Source organism: Stenotrophomonas sp. YJH_SMC_8, from assembly GCF_059371315.1.
In genome coordinates this window covers 178,042-199,088 of sequence record NZ_JCAFUL010000005.1, presented here as the reverse complement: position 1 = coordinate 199,088, position 21,047 = coordinate 178,042, and the positions used below count along the sequence as shown (strand labels likewise).

Sequence of the window (21,047 nt, the reverse complement as noted above, 5' to 3'; positions counted from 1 at the left end):
CCCTCCCGCGCAGGGACAGGGAGGCGCTACTGCGGCCAAGCCGACTGATGCCATTGCAAGCCCCGGAAAACAGAAAAGCCCGCACAAGGCGGGCTTTTTCGGTTCCTGCTGCGGCGACTGGCGCTCCCTAGGGGACTCGAACCCCTGTTTTAGCCTTGAGAGGGCCACGTCCTAACCACTAGACGAAGGGAGCGTAACTGTGTCGCTGCCGAGGCAGGAGCGCTAGTATATGCACCTCGATGCCATTGGGCAATCCCGAAACTTCAACCGGAAGCGCCAACATCATTTCCTCTGCTACATCACCGTTCAGCCTGCGCGTCATCCCGCGCGACCAGCACACGATCTCCCGCAAGGACATCAGCCCGAACGCCCTGCGCGTGCTTTATCGCCTGCGCGATGCCGGCTTCGGCGCCTACCTTGTCGGCGGCGCGGTGCGCGACCTGCTGGTCAATGGCCAACCCAAGGATTTCGACGTGGCCACCGACGCCACGCCCGAACAGGTCAAGCAGCTGTTCCGCAACTGCCGCCTGATCGGCCGCCGGTTCCGCCTCGCCCACGTTGTGTTCGGCCGCGAGATCATCGAAGTCGCCACCTTCCGCGCCAACAGCGATGACGGCAGCGGCGACCGCGAGATGGAAAACGGCATGCTCGTGCGCGACAACGTGTACGGCACCATCGAAGACGACGCCGTCCGCCGCGACTTCACCTGCAACGCCCTGTACTACGCCATCGAGGACTTCTCGGTGCGTGACTACACCGGCGGCTTCGAAGACGTGCAGGCGCGCCTGATGAAACTCATCGGCGACCCGGTGCAGCGCTACCAGGAAGACCCGGTACGCATGCTGCGCGCCGTGCGCCTGGCGGCCAAGCTCGGCTTCCAGATCGAAGAGGGCACCGCCGCGCCGATCCCGCAGCTCGCCGGCCTGCTCAACGAAGCAGCGCCGGCACGCCTGTTCGAGGAAGTGCTGAAGCTGTTCCTGTCCGGGCACGGCGTGGCCAGCTTCGAAGGCCTGGAGCGTTACGGCCTGCTCGACGTGCTGTTCCCGGAAAGTGCCAAGGCGCTGAAGTCCAACCGCACCGGCGCGCTGCGCCGCATGCTGGTCGAGGGCCTGGCCAACACCGATGCGCGCGTGGCCAACGACGAGCCGGTCTCGCCGGCGTTCCTGTTCGCGCTGCTGCTGTGGCCGGCGTTCTGCCGCGCGCAGGCGACCCTGCTCAAGCAGGGCGTGGCACCGGAAGAGGCACAGCGTCGTGCTGCCGACCGTGTGACCGTGCAGCAGCTGAGCACCATCGCATTGCCGCGCCGCTTCTCGCTGCCGATGCAGGAAATCTGGCTGCTGCAGTCGCGCTTCGGCTCGCGCCAGCGCAAGCGCGTATTCCGTACGCTCACGCACCCGCGCTTCCGCGCCGCGTTCGACTTCCTCAGCCTGCGCCAGGTGGCCTCGGCCGAGCACGCTGCCGATGTTGAATTCTGGCGTGAGGCACAGGCCCAGTCTGGCCGCGAGCTGGAATCGTCGCTGGATGCGATGCACAGCGAAGAGGGCGATGACGAGAACGGGGCACCGCGCAAGCGGCGCCGTCGTCGTCGCCGTCCGGGTGCCTCGGCCGGTGCAGCTGGCGAATAAGCAATGACGCCTGCGTGGATCGGCCTCGGTGCCAACCTCGGCGATGCGGCCACGACTGTCGGCGCGGCGATCACCGCGCTGGACGGCCTGCCCGGGACACGTGTGCTGCAGGCCTCGCGCCTGTACGCAACGCCGGCCTGGGGCAATGAAGACCAGCCACCGTTCGTGAACGCGGTGGCCGCGGTCGAAACGTCACTGGCGGCCGATGAACTGCTGCAGGCGATGCTGGCGTTGGAGCAGCGCTTTGGTCGCGTGCGTGATGCAGCGGTGCACTGGGGGCCGCGCGCGCTGGACCTGGACCTGCTGCTGTATGGCGCGCAGGTGCTCGACCAGCCCGGCCTGCAGGTACCGCACCCTTACATGCACGAGCGTGCCTTCGTGTTGGTGCCGCTGGCCGAAATCGCGCCGGATCTGGCCATTCCCGGGCATGGCCGCGTGCGGGATGCAGTGATGCGGGTGGATGCCTGCGGGATTGCGCCGATAGGGTGATAATGCCCGGGTTATCTCCCCCGGTTATCAGCACATGAGCACCCACGCAGACAGCAAGCCCTGGACCGTTCCCGCCCTGGCCGAGGCCAAGCGCAACGGCCAGAAGCTGGTCATGTTGACCGCCTACGACGCTGGCTTCGCCCGCACCTTCGATGCCAATGGTATCGACCTGATCCTGATCGGCGATTCGCTGGGCATGGTCGTGCAGGGCCATGATTCGACCCTGCCGGTGACCGTGGCCGACATGGTCTACCACACCCGCGCCGTGGCCCGCGTGCTGCAGCGTGCGCTGCTGGTGGCCGACCTGCCGTTCGGTGCCGATGCTACCCCGGAGCGCGCGCTGGATGCCTCGCTGCAGCTGCTGCAGGCCGGTGCCGAGATGGTCAAGATCGAAGGTGCCGGCTTCAAGGTCGACATCATCCGCTACCTGGTCGAGCGCGAGATTCCGGTCTGCGCGCATCTGGGCCTGACCCCGCAGTCGGTATTGCGCCTGGGCGGCTTCAAGATCCAGGGCCGTGGCGATGCCGCGCGCCAGCTGGTGGAAGATGCCAGGGCGGTGGCCGCCGCCGGCGCCAGCATCATGGTGCTCGAATGCGTGCCGACCCCCGTCGCTGCGGAAGTGACCGCGGCGGTGGATGTGCCGACCATCGGCATCGGTGCCGGCCCGCAGTGCGACGGCCAGGTGCTGGTGCTGCACGATTTCCTCGGCCTGGACAGTGGCCATCGCCGCCCCAAGTTCGTCAAGGATTTCCTTGCCGAAGGCGGCTCGGTGGCCGGAGCCACCCGCGCTTTTGCCGACGCCGTTCGCGACGGCAGCTTCCCCGACGAACAGCACGCCTACGCCCAATGATCCAGACCTTCAACGAGCTCGGCGCGCTGCGCGAGCAGATCGCCCAGTGGAAGCGCGAGGGCCTGCGCGTGGCGCTGGTGCCGACCATGGGCAACCTGCACGGTGGCCACCATTCGCTGGTGACCCTGGCCCGCCAGTACGCCGACAGGGTGGTGGCGAGCATCTTCGTCAATCCGACCCAGTTCGGGCCGAACGAAGACTTCAACCGCTACCCGCGCACGCCCGAGGCCGACGTGGCCGGGCTGGAGCAGGTCGGCTGCGACGCGGTGTGGTTGCCCAGCATCGAGGCCATGTACCCGCTGGGCGTGGACAAGACCACGCAGATGCACACGCCGGGCGTGAGCGAGGTGCTGGAAGGCGCCAGCCGCCCGGGCCACTTCGATGGCGTCTGCACGGTAGTGGCGCGCCTGTTCCTGCAGGTGCAGCCGGATGTGGCCGTGTTCGGCCGCAAGGACTATCAGCAGCTGGCCGTGATCAGGCAGATGGTGGCTGAGCTGTCGTTCCCCATCCAGATCGTCGGCGCCGAGATCGTGCGCGACGAGGACGGCCTGGCCAAGAGTTCCCGCAACCAGTACCTCAGCGCTGAACAGCGCCCGCTTGCGACGACCATCCACCGCACGCTGCTGGGCATGCGTGAAGGCTACGTGGCAGGGCAGGCGCGCGCGCAGATCGAGGCCGAAGCCACCGCTGCGCTGCAGGCGGCCGGTTTCCAGGTCGATTACGCGGTGCTGCGCACCCCTGAGCTGGCCGAACCGACCTTCGACGGCGGTGGACGCGTGGCGCTGATCGCCGCGCGCCTGGGCACGACGCGCCTGATCGACAACCTGGAATTCTGAGTCGCACCTGGCTCCTGGGCGCCCCCACGGGGCGCCTCTTACCATCCCACGGACGGGAGACTGGAAATGAAAGAACCGGACACTGATGCGGGCCGCCTCGCCCAGGCCTCGATCCTGGCGGTACTGGCGGCAGGCATGTTGCCGGCCCAGCTGTTTGGCGGCCTGTTGTTCGCGCTTGAGTTCAGGCGTACGCCGATGCCTGCGCTCACGGGGGGTGGGCTGATGTTCGTGCTGGCAGCCTGCAACGCGATTGCCGTGCTGCTGCCGATGGCATTGATCCAGCAGTCTCAGCGACGCCTGCGCCGGGCCGGTTTCGTGCTGGTCGGCTTTGGCCTTGGCGCGCTGGCGATGGCCACCTGCGGCTGGCCGGGTGAAACCCAGGGCCCGCTGCTTCACCGCCTGCGCTATGTCGATACCTTCGATGTGATCAGCTACGCCTTGATGGTGCTGGCGGCGGGTGGCTTCGGCCTGGTTGCCGGGCTGGCCTTCCATGCGGTGTTCCGCCTCTGGCTGGAGGGTGCCTCCGGCCGCGCTCCGGCAATGCCGCCGGGCGAGGGCACCTGAACGGCCTTCAGCGTCCTGCCTTGGACCCCTGACGATGGCCAAGCGGGTGCTAGAATCCGCTCTTTCCTTTGCCGTTGCAGCGCCCCCATGCACCTGTCCCTGCTCAAGACCAAGATCCACCGCGCCACCGTCACCCATTCCGAACTGAACTACGAAGGCTCGATCGCCATCGATGACAACCTGCTGGCTGCCACCGGCATCCGTGAGTTCGAGCAGGTGCACATCTGGGACGTGACCAACGGTGCGCGCTTCTCGACCTATGCCATCCGCGCCGAAGCCGGCAGCGGCGTTGTCTCGCTCAACGGTGGCGCCGCGCGCCACGTGCAGGTCGGTGACATCATCATCATCGCCGCGTTCGCCAGCATGACCGAGCAGGAAGCCGACAGCTTCAAGCCGAAGCTGGTGTACGTTGATGGCAAGAACCAGATCACCCACACCAACGACACGATCCCGACCCAGGCCGCATGACAACGAACAACGGATTCGACTCGCTGCATTCCCACGCCCAGCGCCTGAAGGGCGCAAGCATCCCCAGCCTCCTCGCCGCCGAACCCGGCCGCGTGCAGGACCTGGCGCTGCGGGTCGGTCCGTTGTACGTCAACTTCGCCCGGCAGAAATACGATGCCGCGGCGTTGCAGGCATTGCTGGCTTTGGCCGCCGAACGTGATGTCGGCGGTGCCATCACGCGCCTGTTCCGTGGTGAGCAGGTCAATCTGACCGAAGGTCGCGCCGCACTGCACACCGCACTGCGCGGCGACGTGGTCGATGCGCCGGTGGCGGCCGAGGCCTATGCCACCGCGCGCGACATCCGCCAGCGCATGGGCGTGCTGGTGCGCGCGCTGGAAGACAGTGGCGTGACCGATGTGGTCAGCGTCGGCATCGGTGGTTCCGATCTCGGCCCGCGCCTGGTCGCCGATGCGCTGCGCCCGGTCAGCGGTGCGCGCCTGCGCGTGCATTTCGTGTCGAACGTGGACGGCGCCGCCATGCAGCGCACGCTGGCCACGCTGGACCCGGCGAAGACCGCCGGCATCCTGATCTCCAAGACCTTCGGCACACAGGAAACCCTGCTCAACGGCCAGATCCTGCACGACTGGCTGGGTGGCAGCGAGCGCCTGTACGCGGTCAGCGCCAATCCGGAGCGTGCCGCCAAGGCCTTCGCCATCGCCGCCGAGCGCGTGCTGCCGATGTGGGATTGGGTCGGTGGCCGTTATTCGCTGTGGTCGGCGGTTGGTTTCCCGATTGCGCTGGCCATCGGTTTCGAGCGTTTCGAACAGCTGCTGGAAGGCGCCGCGCAGATGGATGCGCATGCACTGGATGCGCCGCTGGAGCGCAACCTGCCGGTGCTGCACGGCCTGACCGACATCTGGAACCGCAACCTGCTGGGCCATGCCACGCATGCGGTGATGACCTACGACCAGCGCCTGGCGCTGCTGCCGGCCTACCTGCAGCAGTTGGTGATGGAGAGCCTGGGCAAGCGCGTGCAGCGCGATGGCCAGCCGGTCACCACCGACACCGTGCCGGTGTGGTGGGGCGGGGCAGGCACCGATGTGCAGCACAGCTTCTTCCAGGCGCTGCACCAGGGCACCAGCATCGTTCCGGCGGATTTCATCGGCTGCGTGCACAACGATGATCCGTACACGATCAATCACCAGGCGCTGCTGGCCAACCTGCTGGCGCAGACCGAAGCGCTGGCCAATGGCCAGAGCAGCGACGACCCGCACCGCGATTATCCGGGTGGCCGCCCGAGCACGCTGATCCTGCTAGACGCGCTGACCCCACAGGCGCTGGGTGCGTTGATCGCCATGTACGAACACGCCGTGTACGTGCAGTCGGTGATCTGGAACATCAACGCCTTCGACCAGTTCGGTGTCGAACTTGGCAAGCAGCTGGCCAGTGGCCTGCTGCCGGCGCTGCAGGGCGAGGATGTGGCGGTAGCCGATCCGATGACCCGCGAGATCCTGGCGCAGCTGAAGCGCTGACGCCCTGGTAGTGCCGGCCGCTGGCCGGCATTCCGGCGATGCGCCCACCGTTCATGAGGTTGCCGGCCAGCGGCCGGCACTACCGGTGGACGGCGTGGCGTCTCACCGGCTCGGGTCGCGTTCCGGGCTGGGCCGCTTGGCCAGCTTGCGCTGCAGCGAACGCCGGTGCATGCCGAGCAGGCGTGCGGCCGCCGATACATTGCCGCCGGTCTCGTGCATCGCCTGCTGGATGTGTTCCCACTGCAGTCGGCTGATCGGCGTCATTGCATCGGGCACTTCCATTTCGCCGTCGTCGGCCGGGCCGTCATCCTCCTCGCCCAAGGCGCGCAGGATCATCGGTACCGTGGCCGGCTTCGGCAGGTAGTCGTCGGCCCCGAGCTTGATCGCTTCCACCGCGGTGGCGATGCTGGCGTAGCCGGTCACCAGCAGGATCCGCATGTCCGCGCGCAGGGCGCGCAACGGCTGGATCAGTGCCAGGCCGGAGTCGCTGCCCAGCTTCAGGTCGATCAACGCGAAGGCAGGCGGATGCTGGCGGGCCAATGCCAGCGCGCTGGCGGCATCCTGCGCGGTCTGGGTTTCAAGCCCCTTGCGGGCCAGGCTGCGCTGCAGGGTGCGCAGGTACAGTTCGTCGTCGTCGACCAGCAGGCCGAGGGTTGAGGCGCTCATGGGGTTTCCTCGCGTGGGGCCAGCGGCAGGCGGAAGCCGACGCGGCTGCCGGCCCCTTGGGCCGGGCGCATCCACATCTCGCCGTCGAGGCGTTCGATCGTGGCATGGGACAGGGCCAGGCCGACCCCCATGCCTTCACTCTTGCTGCTGCCGAACAGCTTGCCCGGCAGTACTGCGGCGCGCGCGTTGAAGCCGTGGCCGTAGTCGCGTACTTCGCCGATCAGATCGTCGCCTTCGATGCGCAGGTCCAGGTCCACGCGCGGCCGGCCGGCCTGTTCGCCGGCATCGGCGGCATTGTTCAGCAGCACCATCAGCAGGTGGCCCACGCCGGGGTCGAGGGGCAACCGCAGCGGCGCATCGTCGTTGCGGTGCAGGTCGATGGTCGGACGCACAAGGCGCCATTGCTCCAGCACCTGCTGGGCGCTGGAATGGCTGCGTCCGGGCGCATCGGCCGAGGCCGGTGCGGCCAGCGCCAGCACGCGCTCGCGGCACTGCACCAGCAGCTCGCGCAGCGTTTCCATGTCCTCGCGCACTTCCGGCTCTTCACTGCGCTCGGCCACATCGTCGGCCAGCAGAGTCATGGTGGCCAGCGGTGTATTCAGTTCATGCGCCACTGAAGCGGCATGGGTGGCCAGGGCGACGATGCCTTCGTTGCGGGCGAAGCGCTCGCGCAGTGCCGACAGTTCCAGTTCGCGCTCCCGCAGGGCCAGTGCCAGGCGGGTGGAGAACGCCAGCACCACCGCAGCGGAAATCAGGAAATTGGCAACCACGCCCCAGCGGTTGAGATCCTGCGCGCGGAAGTAGCCGTCCGGCAGGGACTGGCCGAAGATGCCACTGCTGGCATAGCCGAGCAGGCAGGCCAGCGCGACCGCCAGCGCCCAGCGCAGGGGCAGGGCGAATGCGGCCAGTGCGATCAGGATCAGGAACAGCGAACTGAACGGATTGGCCATGCCGCCGCTCCAGCCGACCATCCAGGTCAGGATGATCACGTCCACCAGGATGTGGCCGAATGCGGTCAGCGGCGCGGTGTCGGCCGCTTCCGGGCGCAGCTGGGTATAGACGTTGAACAGGGCCAGCACCGCCACGCCCGCCCACAACGGCAGCTGCGGCAACGGCAGCCCCAGCACCCAGGTGGCGACCAGGATGGTGGCGGCCTGGCCGCCCACGGCAAGCCAGCGCAGGCTGCACAGGGTACGGAGAAACGGGGCGTCGGGACCGGTCATGCACGCTCATCGTATGCGTTCACGCGTGCACGTGCCTGCGACAATCGGCCGCAGCCGTGCCGCCGGCTGAATGCGAGTCACCCCGAATGCAGGGCCGGGCGGTAGAATGCGCCCATGCACGACGCCGTCACCCGCCCGACTCCGCCCTCCGATGCCACTGCCTGGCCGCGCCGCCAGACCCATGCCGTCCAGATCGGCGGGGTCACCGTGGGCGGGGGCAAGCCGGTGGTGGTGCAGTCGATGACCAATACCGACACCTCCGACGTCGCTTCCAGCGTGAAGCAGGTGGCCGATCTGTGGCGTGCCGGTTCGGAGATGGTGCGGTTGACCGTCAACACCGTCGAGGCTGCCGCCGCCATTCCGCGCATCGTCGAGAAGCTGGCGATGATGGGCATTGACGTGCCCCTGATCGGCGATTTCCACTACAACGGCCACCAGCTGCTGACCGCCGAACCGGCGTGTGCCGAAGCACTGGCCAAGTACCGGATCAACCCGGGCAATGTCGGTTTCGGCAAGAAGAAGGATCTGCAGTTCGCCCAGCTGATCGAGTTCGCGATCCGCTACAACAAGCCGGTGCGCATCGGCGCCAACTGGGGCTCGCTGGACCAGGCCCTGGCGGCGAAGCTGATGGACGAGAACAACCTGCGCGAACAGCCCTGGGACGCCGGCCGCGTGCTGCGCGAGGCGCTGATCCGCTCGGCGCTGGATTCGGCCGAACAGGCAGTGGAGCTGGGCCTGCCGCGCGATCGCATCGTGCTGTCGGCCAAGGTCAGTGGCGTGCAGGAGCTGATCGCGGTGTACCGCGACCTGGCCCAGCGCTCCGACTTCGCCCTGCATCTGGGCCTGACCGAAGCGGGTATCGGTAGCAAGGGCATCGTTGCATCGTCCGCGGCGCTGAGCGTGCTGCTGCAGGAAGGCATCGGTGACACCATCCGCATCTCGCTGACCCCGGAACCGGGCCAGTCGCGCACGCAGGAAGTGATCGTCGCCCAGGAGCTGCTGCAGACCACCGGCCAGCGTGCCTTCACGCCGCTGGTCACGGCCTGCCCAGGTTGCGGCCGCACCACCTCCGAGTTCTTCCAGGAGCTGGCCAAGGTGGTGCAGAACCACGTGCGCGAGAAGATGCCGCTGTGGAAGATCCACCACCCGGGTGCGGAAAACATGACCCTGGCGGTGATGGGCTGCATCGTCAACGGGCCGGGCGAGTCGCGTCACGCCAACATCGGCATCTCGCTGCCGGGCACGGGTGAGACGCCTGCGGCACCGGTATTCGTCGATGGCGAGAAAAAGGTGACCCTGCGCGGCGACAACATCGCCCAGGAGTTCGTCGCTCTGATCGACGATTACGTCGAACACAAATATGTCCGAAGCGCCGGATAAGCCTGCGATCCTCGCCGCACCGGAGTCCGCCTCCGGCTTCCGCCACTGGATGGCGCGCAACGCCTGGCGCCTGGTCCTGTTGTTCGGTGGCGTACTGCTGCCGTTGGCAGGCTTTGTTGCCCTGGCGGACGAAGTGCACGAGTTTGAATCGTTCCATTTCGACGCGCCCCTGCTGTGGCAGATGCATGGCCTGCATTCGCCGTGGCTGGACCGTTTCTTCGTGCTGATCTCGAAACTGGGCTACGAGTGGTTCCTGATCCCGGCCGACGTGCTGATCATCGGCGCGCTGCTGGGCTACCGGCGCTGGCGCGAGGCGACCTTCGTCGCGGTCAGCTTCGTGGGATCGGCGCTGCTGAACATGGGCAGCAAGCAGTTCTTCCAGCGCCAGCGCCCCAGCCTGTGGGAATCGATTGCGCCGGAATCGACGTTCAGCTTCCCCAGCGGGCACGCGATGGGCTCGATGACCCTGGCGGTGACCCTGGTGCTGCTGGCCTGGAACACCCGCTGGCGCTGGCCGGTCCTGATGCTGGCACCCGCGTTCAGCCTGCTGGTCAGCGTGTCGCGGGTCTACCTTGGGGTGCATTACCCCTCCGACATCCTGGCCGGATGGTGTGCCGCGCTGGTTTGGGTGGTAGGGTGCTATCTGGTCATGTTCAGTCGCCGGCACCCTTGGCGACGTCACGGCCCGCCGCCAGCGAAGGCCAGCGAAGCACCACCACAGGGGGTTTGACGTGGATGGCCCTTGAGGGACGTCTACGTGATAGATCAGTTGTTTCGTTGCAGCAGGTTCTGCAAGACAGGGGGCAAGCACAACGCGCGGTTATGTGATGCGCAAGGCAGATCGTCGGCGCCGCATTCCGGACGCGCTTGCAGGGTATCGGCACCCTGCCTAGCTTGACCTGCAATGGCCGCATTCGAAGAGGTACGTGAATGACGATTCGAGTCTACCTGGTGGATGACCACGCACTGGTCCGCACCGGTATGAAGATGATTCTGTCGGGGGAAACCGACATCGAGGTGGTGGGCGAAGCCGAGACCGGTGAGGACGCACTGCGCGAGGTCCGCCAGCTGTTGCCGGACGTGGTGCTGTGCGACCTGCATCTGCCGGGCGTGAGCGGCATGGAAGTGACCGAGCGCATCGTCCGCAGCCACCGCAATACCCGCGTGGTGATCGTGTCGGTACTGGAAGACGGCCCGCTGCCCAAGCGCCTGCTCGAAGCCGGCGCGGCCGGTTACATCGGCAAGGGTTGCGATGCGCAGGAACTGCTGCGTGCGGTGCGTGATGTGGCGGCCGGTCGTCGCTACCTGGGCACCAGCATCGCGCAGAATCTGGCGCTGTCGACGGTGGAAGGCAATGGTTCGCCGTTCGACAACCTGTCGCCGCGCGAGCTTGAGGTGGCGCTGCTGCTGACCCAGGGCCTGCGCCAGGAAGATATCGCGCGGCGCCTGAGCCTGAGTGCGAAGACGGTGAATACTCACAAGGCGCGGTTGTTCGAGAAGATGGGGATTCACGACAACATCGCGTTGGCGCGGATGGCGAGCCAGTACGGGTTGGTGGATCCGGCGCGGCCGCTGTAACGGGTTTCGGCCAACGGCTGAGCCCCTCGCGGTGTGCGGTGCGGTTGGATTCTGGGGGGGGGGGGGCCGGGCGGATAGGCTGTGCAGGGGGCGCTGCAAGTACGTCCCTGTAAGCTCGGTCGCCGCATCCATGCGGCTCACGCCCCTGCACAACCCATCCGCCCGGCCACGGACAGTTTCCGTGCGCGTCCACCGCGGAATGAAGAAGGAAGAGCAGGAGCGGGTCGCGCGCTGCGCGCGCTCGTAGCTTGGGGTCGGATCCCTTTCCCGACGGAAAGGGCTCTGACCCCGATCCTCTTGTCAGTGGCCGCGGACGCGCTTGATGATCTTCGCGGCGTCGGCGGCGCTGGCGCGCACCTTGTCCCATTCGCCGTCGGCGATCCAGTTGCCCGGCACCATCCACGAACCACCGATGCAGACCACGTTCTTCTGCTCAAGGTACTCGGCAGCGGTGTTTTCGGTGATGCCACCGGTCGGGCACAGCTTGAGGTCGGCGACCGGGCCGGCCAGGCCCTTGATCATTGCCAGCCCGCCCACGGCCGTGGCCGGGAACAGCTTGCACACGCGGAAGCCGCGCGCGTAGAGCGACAGCAGCTCGGTTGGCGTGGCCGCACCCGGCACCACCGGCAGCGGCGCAGCGGCCAGTGCATCGGCCAGCGCCGGCGGTGTACCCGGGGTCACCAGGAAATCCGCACCCGCGTCGATGGACTGCTGCATCTGCTCCACGGTCAGCACCGTGCCCGCGCCCACCACCACATCCGGCAGCTCACGCTTGAGCATCGCCAGCGCTTCCATCGCCACCGGCGTCCGCAGCGTCAGCTCGATCGCTGGCAGCCCACCTTCCAGCAGCGCCGCACTGACCGCCCGCGCCTGGTCCAGCGTATGAATCGTCACCACCGGCAGGATGCCCGCCGCATGCAACAGCTCCGCCGCCTTCACCTGATGTTGTTCGATACCCATAGCTCTGCTTCTGCCTTTGCTTCTGCTTTTGAATTTGGTTTTCAGTGACCACTTCGCGGCGCGAGGGCGCCGGGAAACTGTGCTGAGGCGGCGGGTAGCCCCCGCCAGGACCGTGAGCGGCACGGATGCCGCGACCGAGCCCCCATGGATGGGTTTACGGCGTGTCCTGGTGGGGGCTACCCGCCGCCTCAACCAGGACACTCACCGCCAACGCACACCCGCAGCGCTCTTCAACCCTCAGGCGTCCTTCGCCTCATGCGGCGCCGCCGCCGCGGCCGCATCGTGCCCCAGCTCATACTCCGCGTCGTAATCCCACGGCCCGCCATCGGCCGCCGCCGGCCCGCACGAAATCGAGATCGCCCCCTGGTCCGCCGGACCCACCACGCGACGGTTGATCGCGAACAGATTGCGGCCCAGGTCATGCGCGGCCGGCGCGGTGTTCGGTGCCAGCGAACGTGCGGCCCATTCGGCCGCATCCACCAGCACTTCCAGCGTGCCAGCTTCACCGTCCAGGCGGATCATGTCGCCCTCGCGCACCTTGGCCAGCGGGCCACCGCGCGCCGCTTCCGGCGTCACATGGATGGCCGCCGGAATCTTGCCCGAGGCACCGGACAGGCGGCCGTCGGTGACCAGCGCCACACGCCGGCCCTGGTTCTGCAGCAGGCCCAGCAACGGCGCCAGCGAATGCAGTTCGGGCATGCCGTTGGCACGCGGGCCCTGGTAACGCACGACCGCCACGAAGTCCTGCGGCAGCAGGCCACCGGCGTGCAGCTTGTTCAACACCTGCGGTGCATCCACCACCACTGCCGGTGCTTCGATCGTGCGGTACTGCGGTTTCACCGCCGACAGCTTGATCAGCGACTTGCCCAGATTGCCGCGCAGCAGGCGCAGGCCGCCCTGGTGTTCGAACGGGTTGTCGACACCACGCACGACCTCGTCATCGGCGCTGTGTTCCAGGCCCGGCAGATAGACCAGCTGGCCGTCGCGCAGCTGCGGTTCGCGCGCGTAGTCGGCCATGCCGCCGCGCGCCACGCTGACCAGGTCGCCGTGCATCAGGCCGGCCTTGATCAGCTCACCGAACACGAACGCCGGGCCGCCGGCCGCAGCGAAACGGTTCACGTCGGCGTCGCCGTTCGGATAGACGCGGGCCAGCAGCGGAATCAGCTGCGACAGCTCGTCGAAGTCGTCCCAGGTCAGCACGATGCCGGCGGCACGTGCCACCGCGATCCAATGGATGGTGTGGTTGGTCGAACCGCCGGTGGCCATCAGCGCGATGACCGCGTTGATGATCGCGCGCTCGTCGATGATCCGGCCCAGCGGACGGAAGTCATCGCCCAGCGCGGTGATGTCCAGCGCACGTTCGGTCGCTTCGCGGGTGAGTGCATCGCGCAGCGGCGTGCCCGGATTGACGAACGACGCGCCCGGCAGCTGCACGCCCATCGCTTCCAGCAGCACCTGGTTCGAGTTGGCGGTGCCGTAGAAGGTGCAGGTGCCGGCGCCGTGGTACGAGGCGGACTCGGCTTCCAGCAGCTCTTCGCGGGTGGCTTCGCCGGCGGCATAACGCTCGCGCACTTCCGCCTTCTGCTTGTTCGGGATGCCCGGGGTCATCGGGCCGGCCGGCACGAACACCGCCGGCAGGTGGCCGAAGGCCAGTGCACCGATCAGCAGGCCGGGCACGATCTTGTCGCACACGCCGAGGTAGACGGTGGTGTCGAACATGTCATGGCTGAGCCCGATCGCGGTCGCCTGTGCGATCACATCGCGCGAGAACAGCGACAGTTCCATGCCGCCACGGCCCTGGGTGACACCGTCGCACATCGCCGGCACGCCGCCGGCCACCTGTGCGGTGGCGCCCAGCTCGCGGGCGATCCCGCGGATCTGCTCGGGATAGGTCTCGAACGGCTGGTGCGCCGACAGCATGTCGTTGTAGGCGGTGATGATGCCCAGGTTCGGCGTCACGCCACCGCGCAGGCGGCTCTTGTCGGTGCCGCCGCAGGCGGCGAATCCGTGGGCGAGGTTGCCGCAGCTCAGGCGGCTGCGGAACGGGCCCTCGCGCAGGGAGGCGTCGATCGCGGCCAGGTAGGCAGCGCGCGAGGCGGCGCTGCGGCGGATGACGCGCTCAGTGATGGCTTGCAGTTGCGGATGGAGGCTCATTGGCTACCGGCGTTCGTGGTGGCGAGAGGCAAGCGGCGGCATGCGCCGCCGCCGACATCAATCAGCCCAGTGGACGCGCAGGCGCGCGCCTTCCAGGTTGATCGCATTGAGGATCGGGTACTGCTGGGCGTCATTGCTGTCCAGCGCCTGGCGCAGCACCTGCAGCTTCTGCTTGCCGCGCAGCAGCAACAGGCGCTGGCGGCACTGGCGCAGGCCATGCGGCGTCAGCGTGATGCGCAGCGGCCACTGGTTCGCGCCCGGGCAGCCGGTGGCATCCAGCGCTGCGTAGGGCAGGGTGCTTTCCAGTGCACGGGCCAGGTCCTTCGAACCCGGGAACAGCGAGGCGGTGTGGCCGTCGTTGCCCATGCCAAGTGCCACCAGGCTCGGCGGCTGGCTGTGCTGGGCCTGCAGGTTGGCGGTATAGACGCATTCCGGCAGCGGCTTGCCGATCCGTACCAGCGGATCGAAGTGGGCGCCTTCGGCGCGCTTGAGCAGGTGCTCGCGGACCAGCCAGGCGTTGCTGTCGCGATCCTGCGGCGACAGCCAGCGCTCGTCGGCCAGGCTCACCTCCACGCGGTCCCAGTGCACGTCCAGTTCGGCCAGGGCCTGGTACACCGGCGCTGGCGTGGTGCCACCGGACAGCAGGATGCGCGCACGGCCTACTTCATTGATGTCGTGGTTGAGGGTCTGCGCCATCTCGGCGGCCACCGCTTCGATCCAGCCATCGGCGTCGCCGTGGTGGATGAACTCGATGCGATCGTCGTGGAAGGTGGGGCTCATGCGGCAACTCCTGGTGCGTCACGTTCGGCGTCGGCGGCATAGGCGGCGGCGCCCAGCAGCCCGGCGTGGGGGTGCATCACGGCCAGCGACGGCACCCGCGCCATGATCGAAGAGAACCGCCCCTTGTGTTCGAAGCGCTGGCGGAACCCGGAGTGCTGCAGTGAATCGAGCATCTTCGGGGTCAGTCCGCCGGTGAGGAACACGCCGTCCCAGGCGCCCTGGGTCAGTACCAGGTCGCCGGCAATGGCGCCGAACACTGCGCAGAACACATCGACGGTGCGCATTGCCTGCGGATCGCCATGCAGGGCACGGGCGGTCACGTCCACCGGTTGCAGCTGGCCCGGGTCGATGCCGGCCATCTCGCACACCGCGCGATGGATGTTGACCAGGCCGGGGCCGCAGATCAGCCGCTCGTTGGAGACGCGGCCGAACTGCTCGGACAGGATCTCCAGGATGCGGATCTCTTCCGGAGTACCCGGTGGGAAGCTGACATGGCCGCCTTCGGTTTCCAGCGGATAGCAGCGGCCGTGGCGCAGGATCAGGCCACCGACACCGAGGCCGGTACCCGGCCCGATCACCGCGTAGTTGCGCGGCTGGCCCGGCTTGCCCGGCACCCAGGCGGCACCGCCGACCTGGACCACGTCATCGGGTTGCAACAGCGAGATCGCCATCGCCTGCGCGGCGAAGTCGTTGATCAGGTGCAGTTCGTTGAAACCCAGCATCGCTGCGGTGCGGCTTCGCGAGATCACCCACGGATGGTTGGTGATGCGGGCTTCATCGCCATCGACGCGGCCGGCCACCGCGAACACGCCGCGGCTGGCGACAGCGCCGATCTGCTCAAGGTGGTGGCGGGCCGCATCGCCGAGCGACGGGAATTCGGCCACTGCATATTCGCGGATGCTCTCCTTCAGCAATGGCGCGTCCAGCGAGGTGTCGGCCAGGGCGAAGCGGGCGTTGGTGCCACCGATGTCGGCGACCAGCACCGGCTGCGAGCTGGCACTCATGCCGAGGCTCCGCTGTCCGGTGCGTCCACGCCCTGCGGCAGGAACTCCGTTGCGTTGCTCGGGCCCCACTGGCCAGCGGGGTAGGGTTCGAGCGGCAGCTTGGCCTCTTTCCATGCGTCAGCCACGCTGTCGATCCAGGCCCAGGCGGCACGTACCTCGTCGTCGCGCACGAACAGCGTATGGTTGCCGTTGAAGGCGTCCAGGAACAGGCGTTCGTAGGCGATGCGGCGGTGCAGGCCGGTCGGCACCGACAGTTCCAGTTCCAGCGGATGCAGTTCCAGCGCCCCCCATTCCGGGCCGGCCAGGCTGCTCATCAGGCCCAGTTCGATGTTCTCCTGCGGCTGCAGCTGGAACACCAGGCGGTTCGGTGCGGCCTGTGCACGTTGCGGGCGCTCGAACAGCCAGTGGGTGACCGGCTTCAGCGTGACCACCACGCGGGTGGTGCGCTCGGGCAGGCGCTTGCCGGTGACCAGGTGGAACGGCACGCCGCTCCAGCGCCAGTTGTCGATGTGCGCGGTGACACCGGCGAAGGTTTCCACGTCGCTGCCTTCCGGCGGCTGATAGGCCTGCGCCGGCTGGCCATTGATGGTGCCGGCGGTGTAGCGGCCGCGGATGCTGTCACGCGCGGCGTGCTTGGCATCGAGCGGACGCAGCGCGCGCAGCACCTTGACCTTCTCGTCGCGGATGCGGTCGGCTTCCAGCGAGGCAGGCGGCTCCATCGCCACCATGCACAGCAGCTGCAGGATATGGCTCTGCACCATGTCGCGCAGCGCACCGGAACGGGCGTAATAGGCATCGCGGCCATCCACGCCTTCACTCTCGGCCACCAGGATGTGCACCGATTCGATGTAGTTGCGGTTCCACACCGCTTCCAGCAGCGTGTTGCCGAAGCGCAGTGCGATCAGGTTCTGCACCGCCGCCTTGCCCAGGTAGTGGTCGAGGCGGAACACGCGGTCCTCGTCGATCCACTGGCCGATGGTGGAGATGATCTCCTCGGCGCTCTCGCTGTCGCTGCCGATCGGCTTTTCCAGCATCAGGCGCGCCGGCGCGGCGAGGGCGCCGCCCTTGGCCAGGCCTTCGCAGGTGGAGATGTACAGGCCCGGCGGAATGGCCAGGTAGCTGACGCACTTGCGGTGCACCAGGTCGGAAACCGCGGCGGCGACCGAGTCGACGTCGCGCAGGTCGACCGAACGGTAGTCGATGCGGCGCAGCAGGCCGTTGATGTCGTCCTGCGAGGCCATCGGCATGGCCTGCTGCAGGCGCGGGCGCAGGATGTCATGGAAGGCTTCGGTGTCATGCCCGGACAGGGCCAGCGCACGGATGCGGAAGTCCTCCGGCAGCAGGCCGTCGCCAAGCAGGCGAAGCAGCGAAGGGAACAGGTAGCGCTGGGCCAGATCACCTGTGGCACCGAACAGGAAGAGGGTGTCGTGCATCGCTCGAGTTTCAGATCCGGGTGACATCGTTGTCAATCGCTTCATGGCTGGGTTCGGGGGACATCCGCGCAACTGCCTGTCCGAGGTTCGTCAGGGGCGTTCTTCCGGGCATCGGAAGGCCGTTCCATTCGAAACCACTGCCCCGGCGGAAGCTTCGTTCCACCGCCGACGCAGATCGGTGCGCACCGATCATCGGATAGTGCCACGTGAAAACGTTTACATGGCAGAATGGGCAACTGTATTCGATTGCAGTGCTCGCCGTCATGCGGCAAGCGCGCAATCATCACTGCCATCGGGAGGGCCGAGGCAGTCCCAAAAGACAGCCCGGCTTCGGGCGGACCGGATAGGTGATATGGCAAAAGTGCAGTTGCAGGGTGTGCGCAAGGTCTATGACAACGGCCAGGTCGCGGTGAAGGACGCCACCTTCGAGGTCGCCGATGGCGAGCTGATGGTGCTGGTCGGTCCGTCCGGCTGTGGCAAGTCGACCCTGCTGCGGATGGTGGCCGGCCTGGAGGAGATCAGCGGCGGCACGCTGAGCATCGGCGACCGCGTGGTCAACGACGTGGCGCCGAAGGACCGCGACATCGCCATGGTCTTCCAGAGCTACGCGCTGTACCCGCACATGACCGTGGCCGAGAACCTGGCCTTCGGCCTGAAGCTGCGCGGCCATGACAAGGCCACCATCGACAAGCGCATCGCCGAGGCGGCGCAGACGCTGGGCCTGACCGAGATGATGGACAAGCTGCCCAAGGCGATGTCCGGTGGCCAGCGCCAGCGTGTTGCGCTGGGCCGTGCGCTGGTGCGCGAGCCGGCGGTGTTCCTGCTGGACGAGCCGCTGTCCAACCTCGATGCCAAGCTGCGCCACAGTGTGCGCACCGAAATCGCGCAGCTGCACCGCAAGCTGGGCACCACCATGATCTACGTGACGCACGATCAGGTGGAAGCGATGACCCTGGGCCAGCGCATCGTGGTGCTGAAGGACGGCATCATCCAGCAGATCGATACGCCGATGGCGCTGTACGACCGCCCGGCCAACCTGTTCGTGGCCGGCTTCCTCGGCAGCCCGGCGATGAACGTGCTGCGCGGCACGTTGCAGGGCGATGCCGGTGGCGTGACCGTGGTCGACGGCGACTGGCGTGCACCGCTGGGCCAGGCCACGATCGATCCGGCGTGGCTGCAGAAGCCGATCGCGGTGGGCGTGCGCCCGGAGCACCTGCAGCCGGCGGGCGCTGATGATGCGCATGCGTTCAGCGCGCGCATCGAAGGCATCGAACCGGTCGGCAACGAAATCTTCGTCAACCTCAGCAGTGGCCAGAATGCGCTGACCATGCGCGTGGCGCCGCAGTCGCTGCCGGCCGTGGGCGAGGATATCCGCGTGGCGATCCACCCGCAGGGCCTGCATTTCTTCAGCCCGGAAACCGGCGAACGCCTCTGATCCTGTAGAGCCGAGCCCACGCTCGGCTGCTTCGTTGCAGTGCGGACCAACGGTCCGCACCCACCCGGCCAAGGGGCCGGAATCAGTAGATCCACGCCATGCGTGGATGAAGCGGTAGCGCCGGGCCCTGCCCGGCGTGAACCTCAGCGCGCCAACCCATCCATCAACGGCACGCGCTGCGCCACGGCGCCACCCACCTGCAGCTCGGCGTCGCCGGCCTCCAGCGGCAACACCGCCAGCGCCAGGTCACCAGCTACGCTGGCAATCGTCCCCAGCGCGGCGCCGTCCTGCTGCACGCCATCGCCGGCCTGCGCCGGTGCCGCGGTCTGAAGCAGCTGCACCGCGCGCTTGGCCTTGCCGAGGAAGTGGGTGCGGGCGACGATTTCCTGGCCCGGATAGCAGCCCTTCTTCACGCTGTAGCCGTTCAGGCGATCCAGCCCCAGCTGCTGCGGGGTCCACACCTCGCGCTGGCTCTGCTCAAGCCGTGGCAGGCCGTAGCGCAGGTCGGCCTGGCGCCAGGCCAGGGCGAAAGCGGCCTCATCGGTTTCGCTGCCGGCGGCAAAGGCATCAGCAGCGCCGATGCGCAGGGTGCGCGGCAGGGCATCGCTGCCCAGGTCCAGTTCCCAGCCGTCACCGGCAGCGTGCGCAATTGCGGCGCCGCTGGCGGCCTCGGGCGCGGTGAACGCGCCGGCCACGCACAGATCGCTGCGTACCAGCACCTTCACCTTGCGACGGAACACGAAGCGCTGCAGTTGCGACGCAATCGCATCGGCATCGCCGTCGCCGTCGGCCAGCACCAGCATCACGTGGTCCTCGGCCAGCCGAAGCAGCTGGAACACCGCCAGGGTGCGGCCCTTGGCGCTCAGCCAGGCACTCCACTGCCAGTGCAGCAGGGGCAGGGCGGTGACGTCGCTGCTGAACTGGGCGTGGGCGAAAACGGCCGCATCCACACCCTGCAGGCTCAGCAGCTGGTGGCCGGGCAGGCGCGGATATCCGACGAAAGCAGGGGGCAGGTTGTCAGGCACGTGAACGAGGTCTAAAATTTGTGCGTTGCGAGACCGAACATGATAGGCCAAACAACCCCCACTCCCGACGACGAATCTGAAGCCCCGCTGGTCCCCGCGGCACCCGTGCCCGTGGAACAGGAAAAAGCAGAGGAATTCGGCGGCCGCGGCGGACTTGATCCGGTGCGGTATGGCGATTGGGAGAAAAACGGACGCTGCATCGATTTCTGATCAGCATTGAGCCAACGCGGCCGTGTGCCGCCCAGCCGAGACAACGAGCCCAGCGAATGGCGACCAGACAACGCCCACTTTCCCCGCACCTTCAGGTGTATCGCTGGCAGATTCAGATGGCCACCTCGATCCTGCATCGAGCCACTGGCGTCTTTCTGTCTGTTGGTGCCCTCATCATCGCCGCCGGCCTGCTGGCCCTGATGATGGGGCCCGAGTCCTGGAACTGCTTCACCGGCCACGCCGGGGCCTGGTATGGCCGCGTGTTCCTGTTCGCGTGGACATGGTCGTTCGCCTACCACCTGTGCAATGGCATCCGCCACATCGTGCAGGACTTCGCCATCGGCTTCCGCATCGCCACCTTCATCCGCAGCAGCTGGATGTCGGTCATCGGCAGCCTGGCGATCACCCTGGCCGTGTGGGCCTATGTGATGTTCGGAGGTGCCGCATGAGCAAGTTCCGTACCCCGCTGAAGAGCGTGCGTGGCCTGGGTTCGGCCAAGACCGGCACCGAGCACTTCGTGCATCAGCGTCTGACCGCTGCCGCGCTGGTGGTGCTGGGCATCTGGTTCCTCGTGTTCGTGCTGGGCCTGCTGGGCTCGGATTACGCGACCGCCACCGCCGCGATCGCCAAGCCGTGGAACGCGGTGCCGCTGATCGGCCTGCTGATCGCCATGTTCTGGCACGCGCAGCTCGGCCTGCAGGTCGTGCTGGAAGACTACATCCACGAATCGCTGCTGGCCCTGGTGCTGCAGACCGCGGTGAAGTTCGTCGCCGTGCTCGGCATGATCGTCAGTGTGTTTGCGGTGGGCCGCATCGCCCTCGGCGTTGCCTGAGCCCAGGCGCCAAGACAGGAATCC

At 67.5% G+C, this 21,047-nt stretch carries 22 protein-coding genes and 1 tRNA gene; 14 read left to right on the top strand and 9 right to left on the bottom strand.

The genetic code is table 11. From position 1 onward, the window contains the following. Nucleotides 1-118 precede the first annotated feature (118 nt). A tRNA-Glu gene (locus AC5P88_RS08330) sits at nt 119-193 on the bottom strand. 52 nt (nt 194-245) lie between these two features. Between AC5P88_RS08330 and pcnB the strand changes: the two genes are divergently transcribed. The 7 genes from pcnB to pgi all read left to right on the top strand — a co-directional run bounded on the left by pcnB (nt 246) and on the right by pgi (nt 6,343). Then, nucleotides 246-1,625, top strand: coding sequence for a polynucleotide adenylyltransferase PcnB (gene pcnB / locus AC5P88_RS08325; RefSeq protein ID WP_099472939.1), 1,380 nt, complete (start codon nt 246-248; stop codon nt 1,623-1,625). A 3-nt stretch (nt 1,626-1,628) separates the two neighbouring features. Continuing rightward, the gene (folK, locus tag AC5P88_RS08320) at nt 1,629-2,114 is read left to right on the top strand and encodes a 2-amino-4-hydroxy-6-hydroxymethyldihydropteridine diphosphokinase (protein ID WP_106550775.1); all 486 of its coding nucleotides are present in this window, start codon (nt 1,629-1,631) and stop codon (nt 2,112-2,114) included. A 34-nt stretch (nt 2,115-2,148) separates the two neighbouring features. Continuing rightward, nucleotides 2,149-2,964, top strand: a complete 816-nt coding sequence (gene panB, locus AC5P88_RS08315; RefSeq protein ID WP_061480290.1) for a 3-methyl-2-oxobutanoate hydroxymethyltransferase — start codon at nt 2,149-2,151, stop codon at nt 2,962-2,964. Next, on the top strand, nt 2,961-3,800 hold the full coding sequence (gene panC / locus AC5P88_RS08310; RefSeq protein WP_495224787.1) for a pantoate--beta-alanine ligase: 840 nt from the start codon (nt 2,961-2,963) through the stop codon (nt 3,798-3,800). Before panB ends, panC begins: the two co-directional genes overlap by 4 nt. 66 nt (nt 3,801-3,866) lie before the next feature. Continuing rightward, complete coding sequence (locus AC5P88_RS08305) at nt 3,867-4,364, top strand: hypothetical protein (RefSeq protein WP_099472945.1); 498 nt, start codon at nt 3,867-3,869, stop codon at nt 4,362-4,364. An 87-nt stretch (nt 4,365-4,451) separates the two neighbouring features. After that, a complete protein-coding gene (gene panD / locus AC5P88_RS08300) occupies nt 4,452-4,832 on the top strand; it encodes an aspartate 1-decarboxylase (protein WP_005409061.1) in 381 nt (126 codons plus the stop codon). Next, entirely contained in the window at nt 4,829-6,343 is a 1,515-nt protein-coding gene (pgi, locus tag AC5P88_RS08295) for a glucose-6-phosphate isomerase (RefSeq protein WP_106550778.1), read from the top strand. Before panD ends, pgi begins: the two co-directional genes overlap by 4 nt. Before the next feature lie 102 nt (nt 6,344-6,445). On the opposite strand, the gene AC5P88_RS08290 is transcribed toward pgi, so the two are convergent. Both AC5P88_RS08290 and AC5P88_RS08285 read right to left on the bottom strand, forming a co-directional pair. After that, nucleotides 6,446-7,009 (bottom strand): response regulator transcription factor, encoded by a 564-nt coding sequence (locus tag AC5P88_RS08290; protein ID WP_005409063.1) that lies wholly within the window; start codon nt 7,007-7,009, stop codon nt 6,446-6,448. Next, nucleotides 7,006-8,232, bottom strand: a complete 1,227-nt coding sequence (locus AC5P88_RS08285; protein ID WP_111113864.1) for an ATP-binding protein — start codon at nt 8,230-8,232, stop codon at nt 7,006-7,008. The genes AC5P88_RS08290 and AC5P88_RS08285 overlap by 4 nt, the downstream gene beginning before the upstream one ends. A 114-nt stretch (nt 8,233-8,346) precedes the next feature. On the opposite strand from AC5P88_RS08285, the gene ispG reads away from it, so the two are divergent. From ispG to AC5P88_RS08270, 3 genes are all read left to right on the top strand, one after another. Beyond that, complete coding sequence (gene ispG / locus AC5P88_RS08280) at nt 8,347-9,612, top strand: flavodoxin-dependent (E)-4-hydroxy-3-methylbut-2-enyl-diphosphate synthase (protein WP_106550780.1); 1,266 nt, start codon at nt 8,347-8,349, stop codon at nt 9,610-9,612. Beyond that, entirely contained in the window at nt 9,593-10,342 is a 750-nt protein-coding gene (locus AC5P88_RS08275) for a phosphatase PAP2 family protein (RefSeq protein ID WP_106550781.1), read from the top strand. Before ispG ends, AC5P88_RS08275 begins: the two co-directional genes overlap by 20 nt. 200 nt (nt 10,343-10,542) lie before the next feature. Beyond that, a complete protein-coding gene (locus tag AC5P88_RS08270; protein WP_005409067.1) occupies nt 10,543-11,190 on the top strand; it encodes a response regulator in 648 nt (215 codons plus the stop codon). Between the two features lie 300 nt (nt 11,191-11,490). Here AC5P88_RS08270 and eda read toward each other — a convergent pair whose 3' ends face one another. From eda to zwf, 5 genes are all read right to left on the bottom strand, one after another. After that, the gene (gene eda, locus AC5P88_RS08265) at nt 11,491-12,150 is read right to left on the bottom strand and encodes a bifunctional 4-hydroxy-2-oxoglutarate aldolase/2-dehydro-3-deoxy-phosphogluconate aldolase (RefSeq protein ID WP_049429315.1); all 660 of its coding nucleotides are present in this window, start codon (nt 12,148-12,150) and stop codon (nt 11,491-11,493) included. Between the two features lie 237 nt (nt 12,151-12,387). Continuing rightward, complete coding sequence (gene edd, locus AC5P88_RS08260; protein ID WP_111110829.1) at nt 12,388-14,304, bottom strand: phosphogluconate dehydratase; 1,917 nt, start codon at nt 14,302-14,304, stop codon at nt 12,388-12,390. 57 nt (nt 14,305-14,361) lie between these two features. After that, nucleotides 14,362-15,084, bottom strand: coding sequence for a 6-phosphogluconolactonase (pgl, locus tag AC5P88_RS08255; protein WP_106550784.1), 723 nt, complete (start codon nt 15,082-15,084; stop codon nt 14,362-14,364). Continuing rightward, nucleotides 15,081-16,088, bottom strand: coding sequence for a glucokinase (gene glk, locus AC5P88_RS08250; protein ID WP_495224786.1), 1,008 nt, complete (start codon nt 16,086-16,088; stop codon nt 15,081-15,083). The genes pgl and glk overlap by 4 nt, the downstream gene beginning before the upstream one ends. Continuing rightward, a complete protein-coding gene (zwf, locus tag AC5P88_RS08245; protein WP_106550785.1) occupies nt 16,085-17,521 on the bottom strand; it encodes a glucose-6-phosphate dehydrogenase in 1,437 nt (478 codons plus the stop codon). The genes glk and zwf overlap by 4 nt, the downstream gene beginning before the upstream one ends. Nucleotides 17,522-17,873: 352 nt before the next feature. Here zwf and AC5P88_RS08240 point away from each other — a divergent pair, with 352 nt between their 5' ends. Then, on the top strand, nt 17,874-18,956 hold the full coding sequence (locus AC5P88_RS08240; protein ID WP_106550786.1) for an ABC transporter ATP-binding protein: 1,083 nt from the start codon (nt 17,874-17,876) through the stop codon (nt 18,954-18,956). A 143-nt stretch (nt 18,957-19,099) separates the two neighbouring features. On the opposite strand, the gene ygfZ is transcribed toward AC5P88_RS08240, so the two are convergent. Further along, nucleotides 19,100-19,981, bottom strand: a complete 882-nt coding sequence (ygfZ, locus tag AC5P88_RS08235) for a CAF17-like 4Fe-4S cluster assembly/insertion protein YgfZ (RefSeq protein WP_495224785.1) — start codon at nt 19,979-19,981, stop codon at nt 19,100-19,102. A 39-nt stretch (nt 19,982-20,020) separates the two neighbouring features. Between ygfZ and AC5P88_RS08230 the strand changes: the two genes are divergently transcribed. Genes AC5P88_RS08230 through sdhD form a run of 3 tightly spaced genes read left to right on the top strand, consistent with a single transcriptional unit; the run spans nt 20,021 to nt 21,023 of the window. After that, complete coding sequence (locus tag AC5P88_RS08230; protein WP_005409075.1) at nt 20,021-20,191, top strand: DUF1674 domain-containing protein; 171 nt, start codon at nt 20,021-20,023, stop codon at nt 20,189-20,191. Between the two features lie 56 nt (nt 20,192-20,247). Further along, entirely contained in the window at nt 20,248-20,640 is a 393-nt protein-coding gene (gene sdhC / locus AC5P88_RS08225; protein ID WP_099554228.1) for a succinate dehydrogenase, cytochrome b556 subunit, read from the top strand. After that, a complete protein-coding gene (sdhD, locus tag AC5P88_RS08220) occupies nt 20,637-21,023 on the top strand; it encodes a succinate dehydrogenase, hydrophobic membrane anchor protein (protein WP_099554226.1) in 387 nt (128 codons plus the stop codon). Before sdhC ends, sdhD begins: the two co-directional genes overlap by 4 nt. Nucleotides 21,024-21,047: the final 24 nt, after the last annotated feature.

Excerpts from the sequence above, each read along its gene's own strand:
- folK (WP_106550775.1), top strand. The coding sequence starts at position 1,629 with ATGACGCCTGCGTGGATCGGCCTCGGTGCCAACCTCGGCGATGCGGCC.
- panB (WP_061480290.1), top strand. The coding sequence starts at position 2,149 with ATGAGCACCCACGCAGACAGCAAGCCCTGGACCGTTCCCGCCCTGGCC.
- panC (WP_495224787.1), top strand. The coding sequence starts at position 2,961 with ATGATCCAGACCTTCAACGAGCTCGGCGCGCTGCGCGAGCAGATCGCC.
- AC5P88_RS08305 (WP_099472945.1), top strand. The coding sequence starts at position 3,867 with ATGAAAGAACCGGACACTGATGCGGGCCGCCTCGCCCAGGCCTCGATC.
- panD (WP_005409061.1), top strand. The coding sequence starts at position 4,452 with ATGCACCTGTCCCTGCTCAAGACCAAGATCCACCGCGCCACCGTCACC.
- pgi (WP_106550778.1), top strand. The coding sequence starts at position 4,829 with ATGACAACGAACAACGGATTCGACTCGCTGCATTCCCACGCCCAGCGC.
- AC5P88_RS08290 (WP_005409063.1), bottom strand. The coding sequence starts at position 7,009 with ATGAGCGCCTCAACCCTCGGCCTGCTGGTCGACGACGACGAACTGTAC.
- AC5P88_RS08285 (WP_111113864.1), bottom strand. The coding sequence starts at position 8,232 with ATGACCGGTCCCGACGCCCCGTTTCTCCGTACCCTGTGCAGCCTGCGC.
- ispG (WP_106550780.1), top strand. The coding sequence starts at position 8,347 with ATGCACGACGCCGTCACCCGCCCGACTCCGCCCTCCGATGCCACTGCC.
- AC5P88_RS08275 (WP_106550781.1), top strand. The coding sequence starts at position 9,593 with ATGTCCGAAGCGCCGGATAAGCCTGCGATCCTCGCCGCACCGGAGTCC.
- AC5P88_RS08270 (WP_005409067.1), top strand. The coding sequence starts at position 10,543 with ATGACGATTCGAGTCTACCTGGTGGATGACCACGCACTGGTCCGCACC.
- eda (WP_049429315.1), bottom strand. The coding sequence starts at position 12,150 with ATGGGTATCGAACAACATCAGGTGAAGGCGGCGGAGCTGTTGCATGCG.
- edd (WP_111110829.1), bottom strand. The coding sequence starts at position 14,304 with ATGAGCCTCCATCCGCAACTGCAAGCCATCACTGAGCGCGTCATCCGC.
- pgl (WP_106550784.1), bottom strand. The coding sequence starts at position 15,084 with ATGAGCCCCACCTTCCACGACGATCGCATCGAGTTCATCCACCACGGC.
- glk (WP_495224786.1), bottom strand. The coding sequence starts at position 16,088 with ATGAGTGCCAGCTCGCAGCCGGTGCTGGTCGCCGACATCGGTGGCACC.
- zwf (WP_106550785.1), bottom strand. The coding sequence starts at position 17,521 with ATGCACGACACCCTCTTCCTGTTCGGTGCCACAGGTGATCTGGCCCAG.
- AC5P88_RS08240 (WP_106550786.1), top strand. The coding sequence starts at position 17,874 with ATGGCAAAAGTGCAGTTGCAGGGTGTGCGCAAGGTCTATGACAACGGC.
- AC5P88_RS08230 (WP_005409075.1), top strand. The coding sequence starts at position 20,021 with ATGATAGGCCAAACAACCCCCACTCCCGACGACGAATCTGAAGCCCCG.
- sdhC (WP_099554228.1), top strand. The coding sequence starts at position 20,248 with ATGGCGACCAGACAACGCCCACTTTCCCCGCACCTTCAGGTGTATCGC.
- sdhD (WP_099554226.1), top strand. The coding sequence starts at position 20,637 with ATGAGCAAGTTCCGTACCCCGCTGAAGAGCGTGCGTGGCCTGGGTTCG.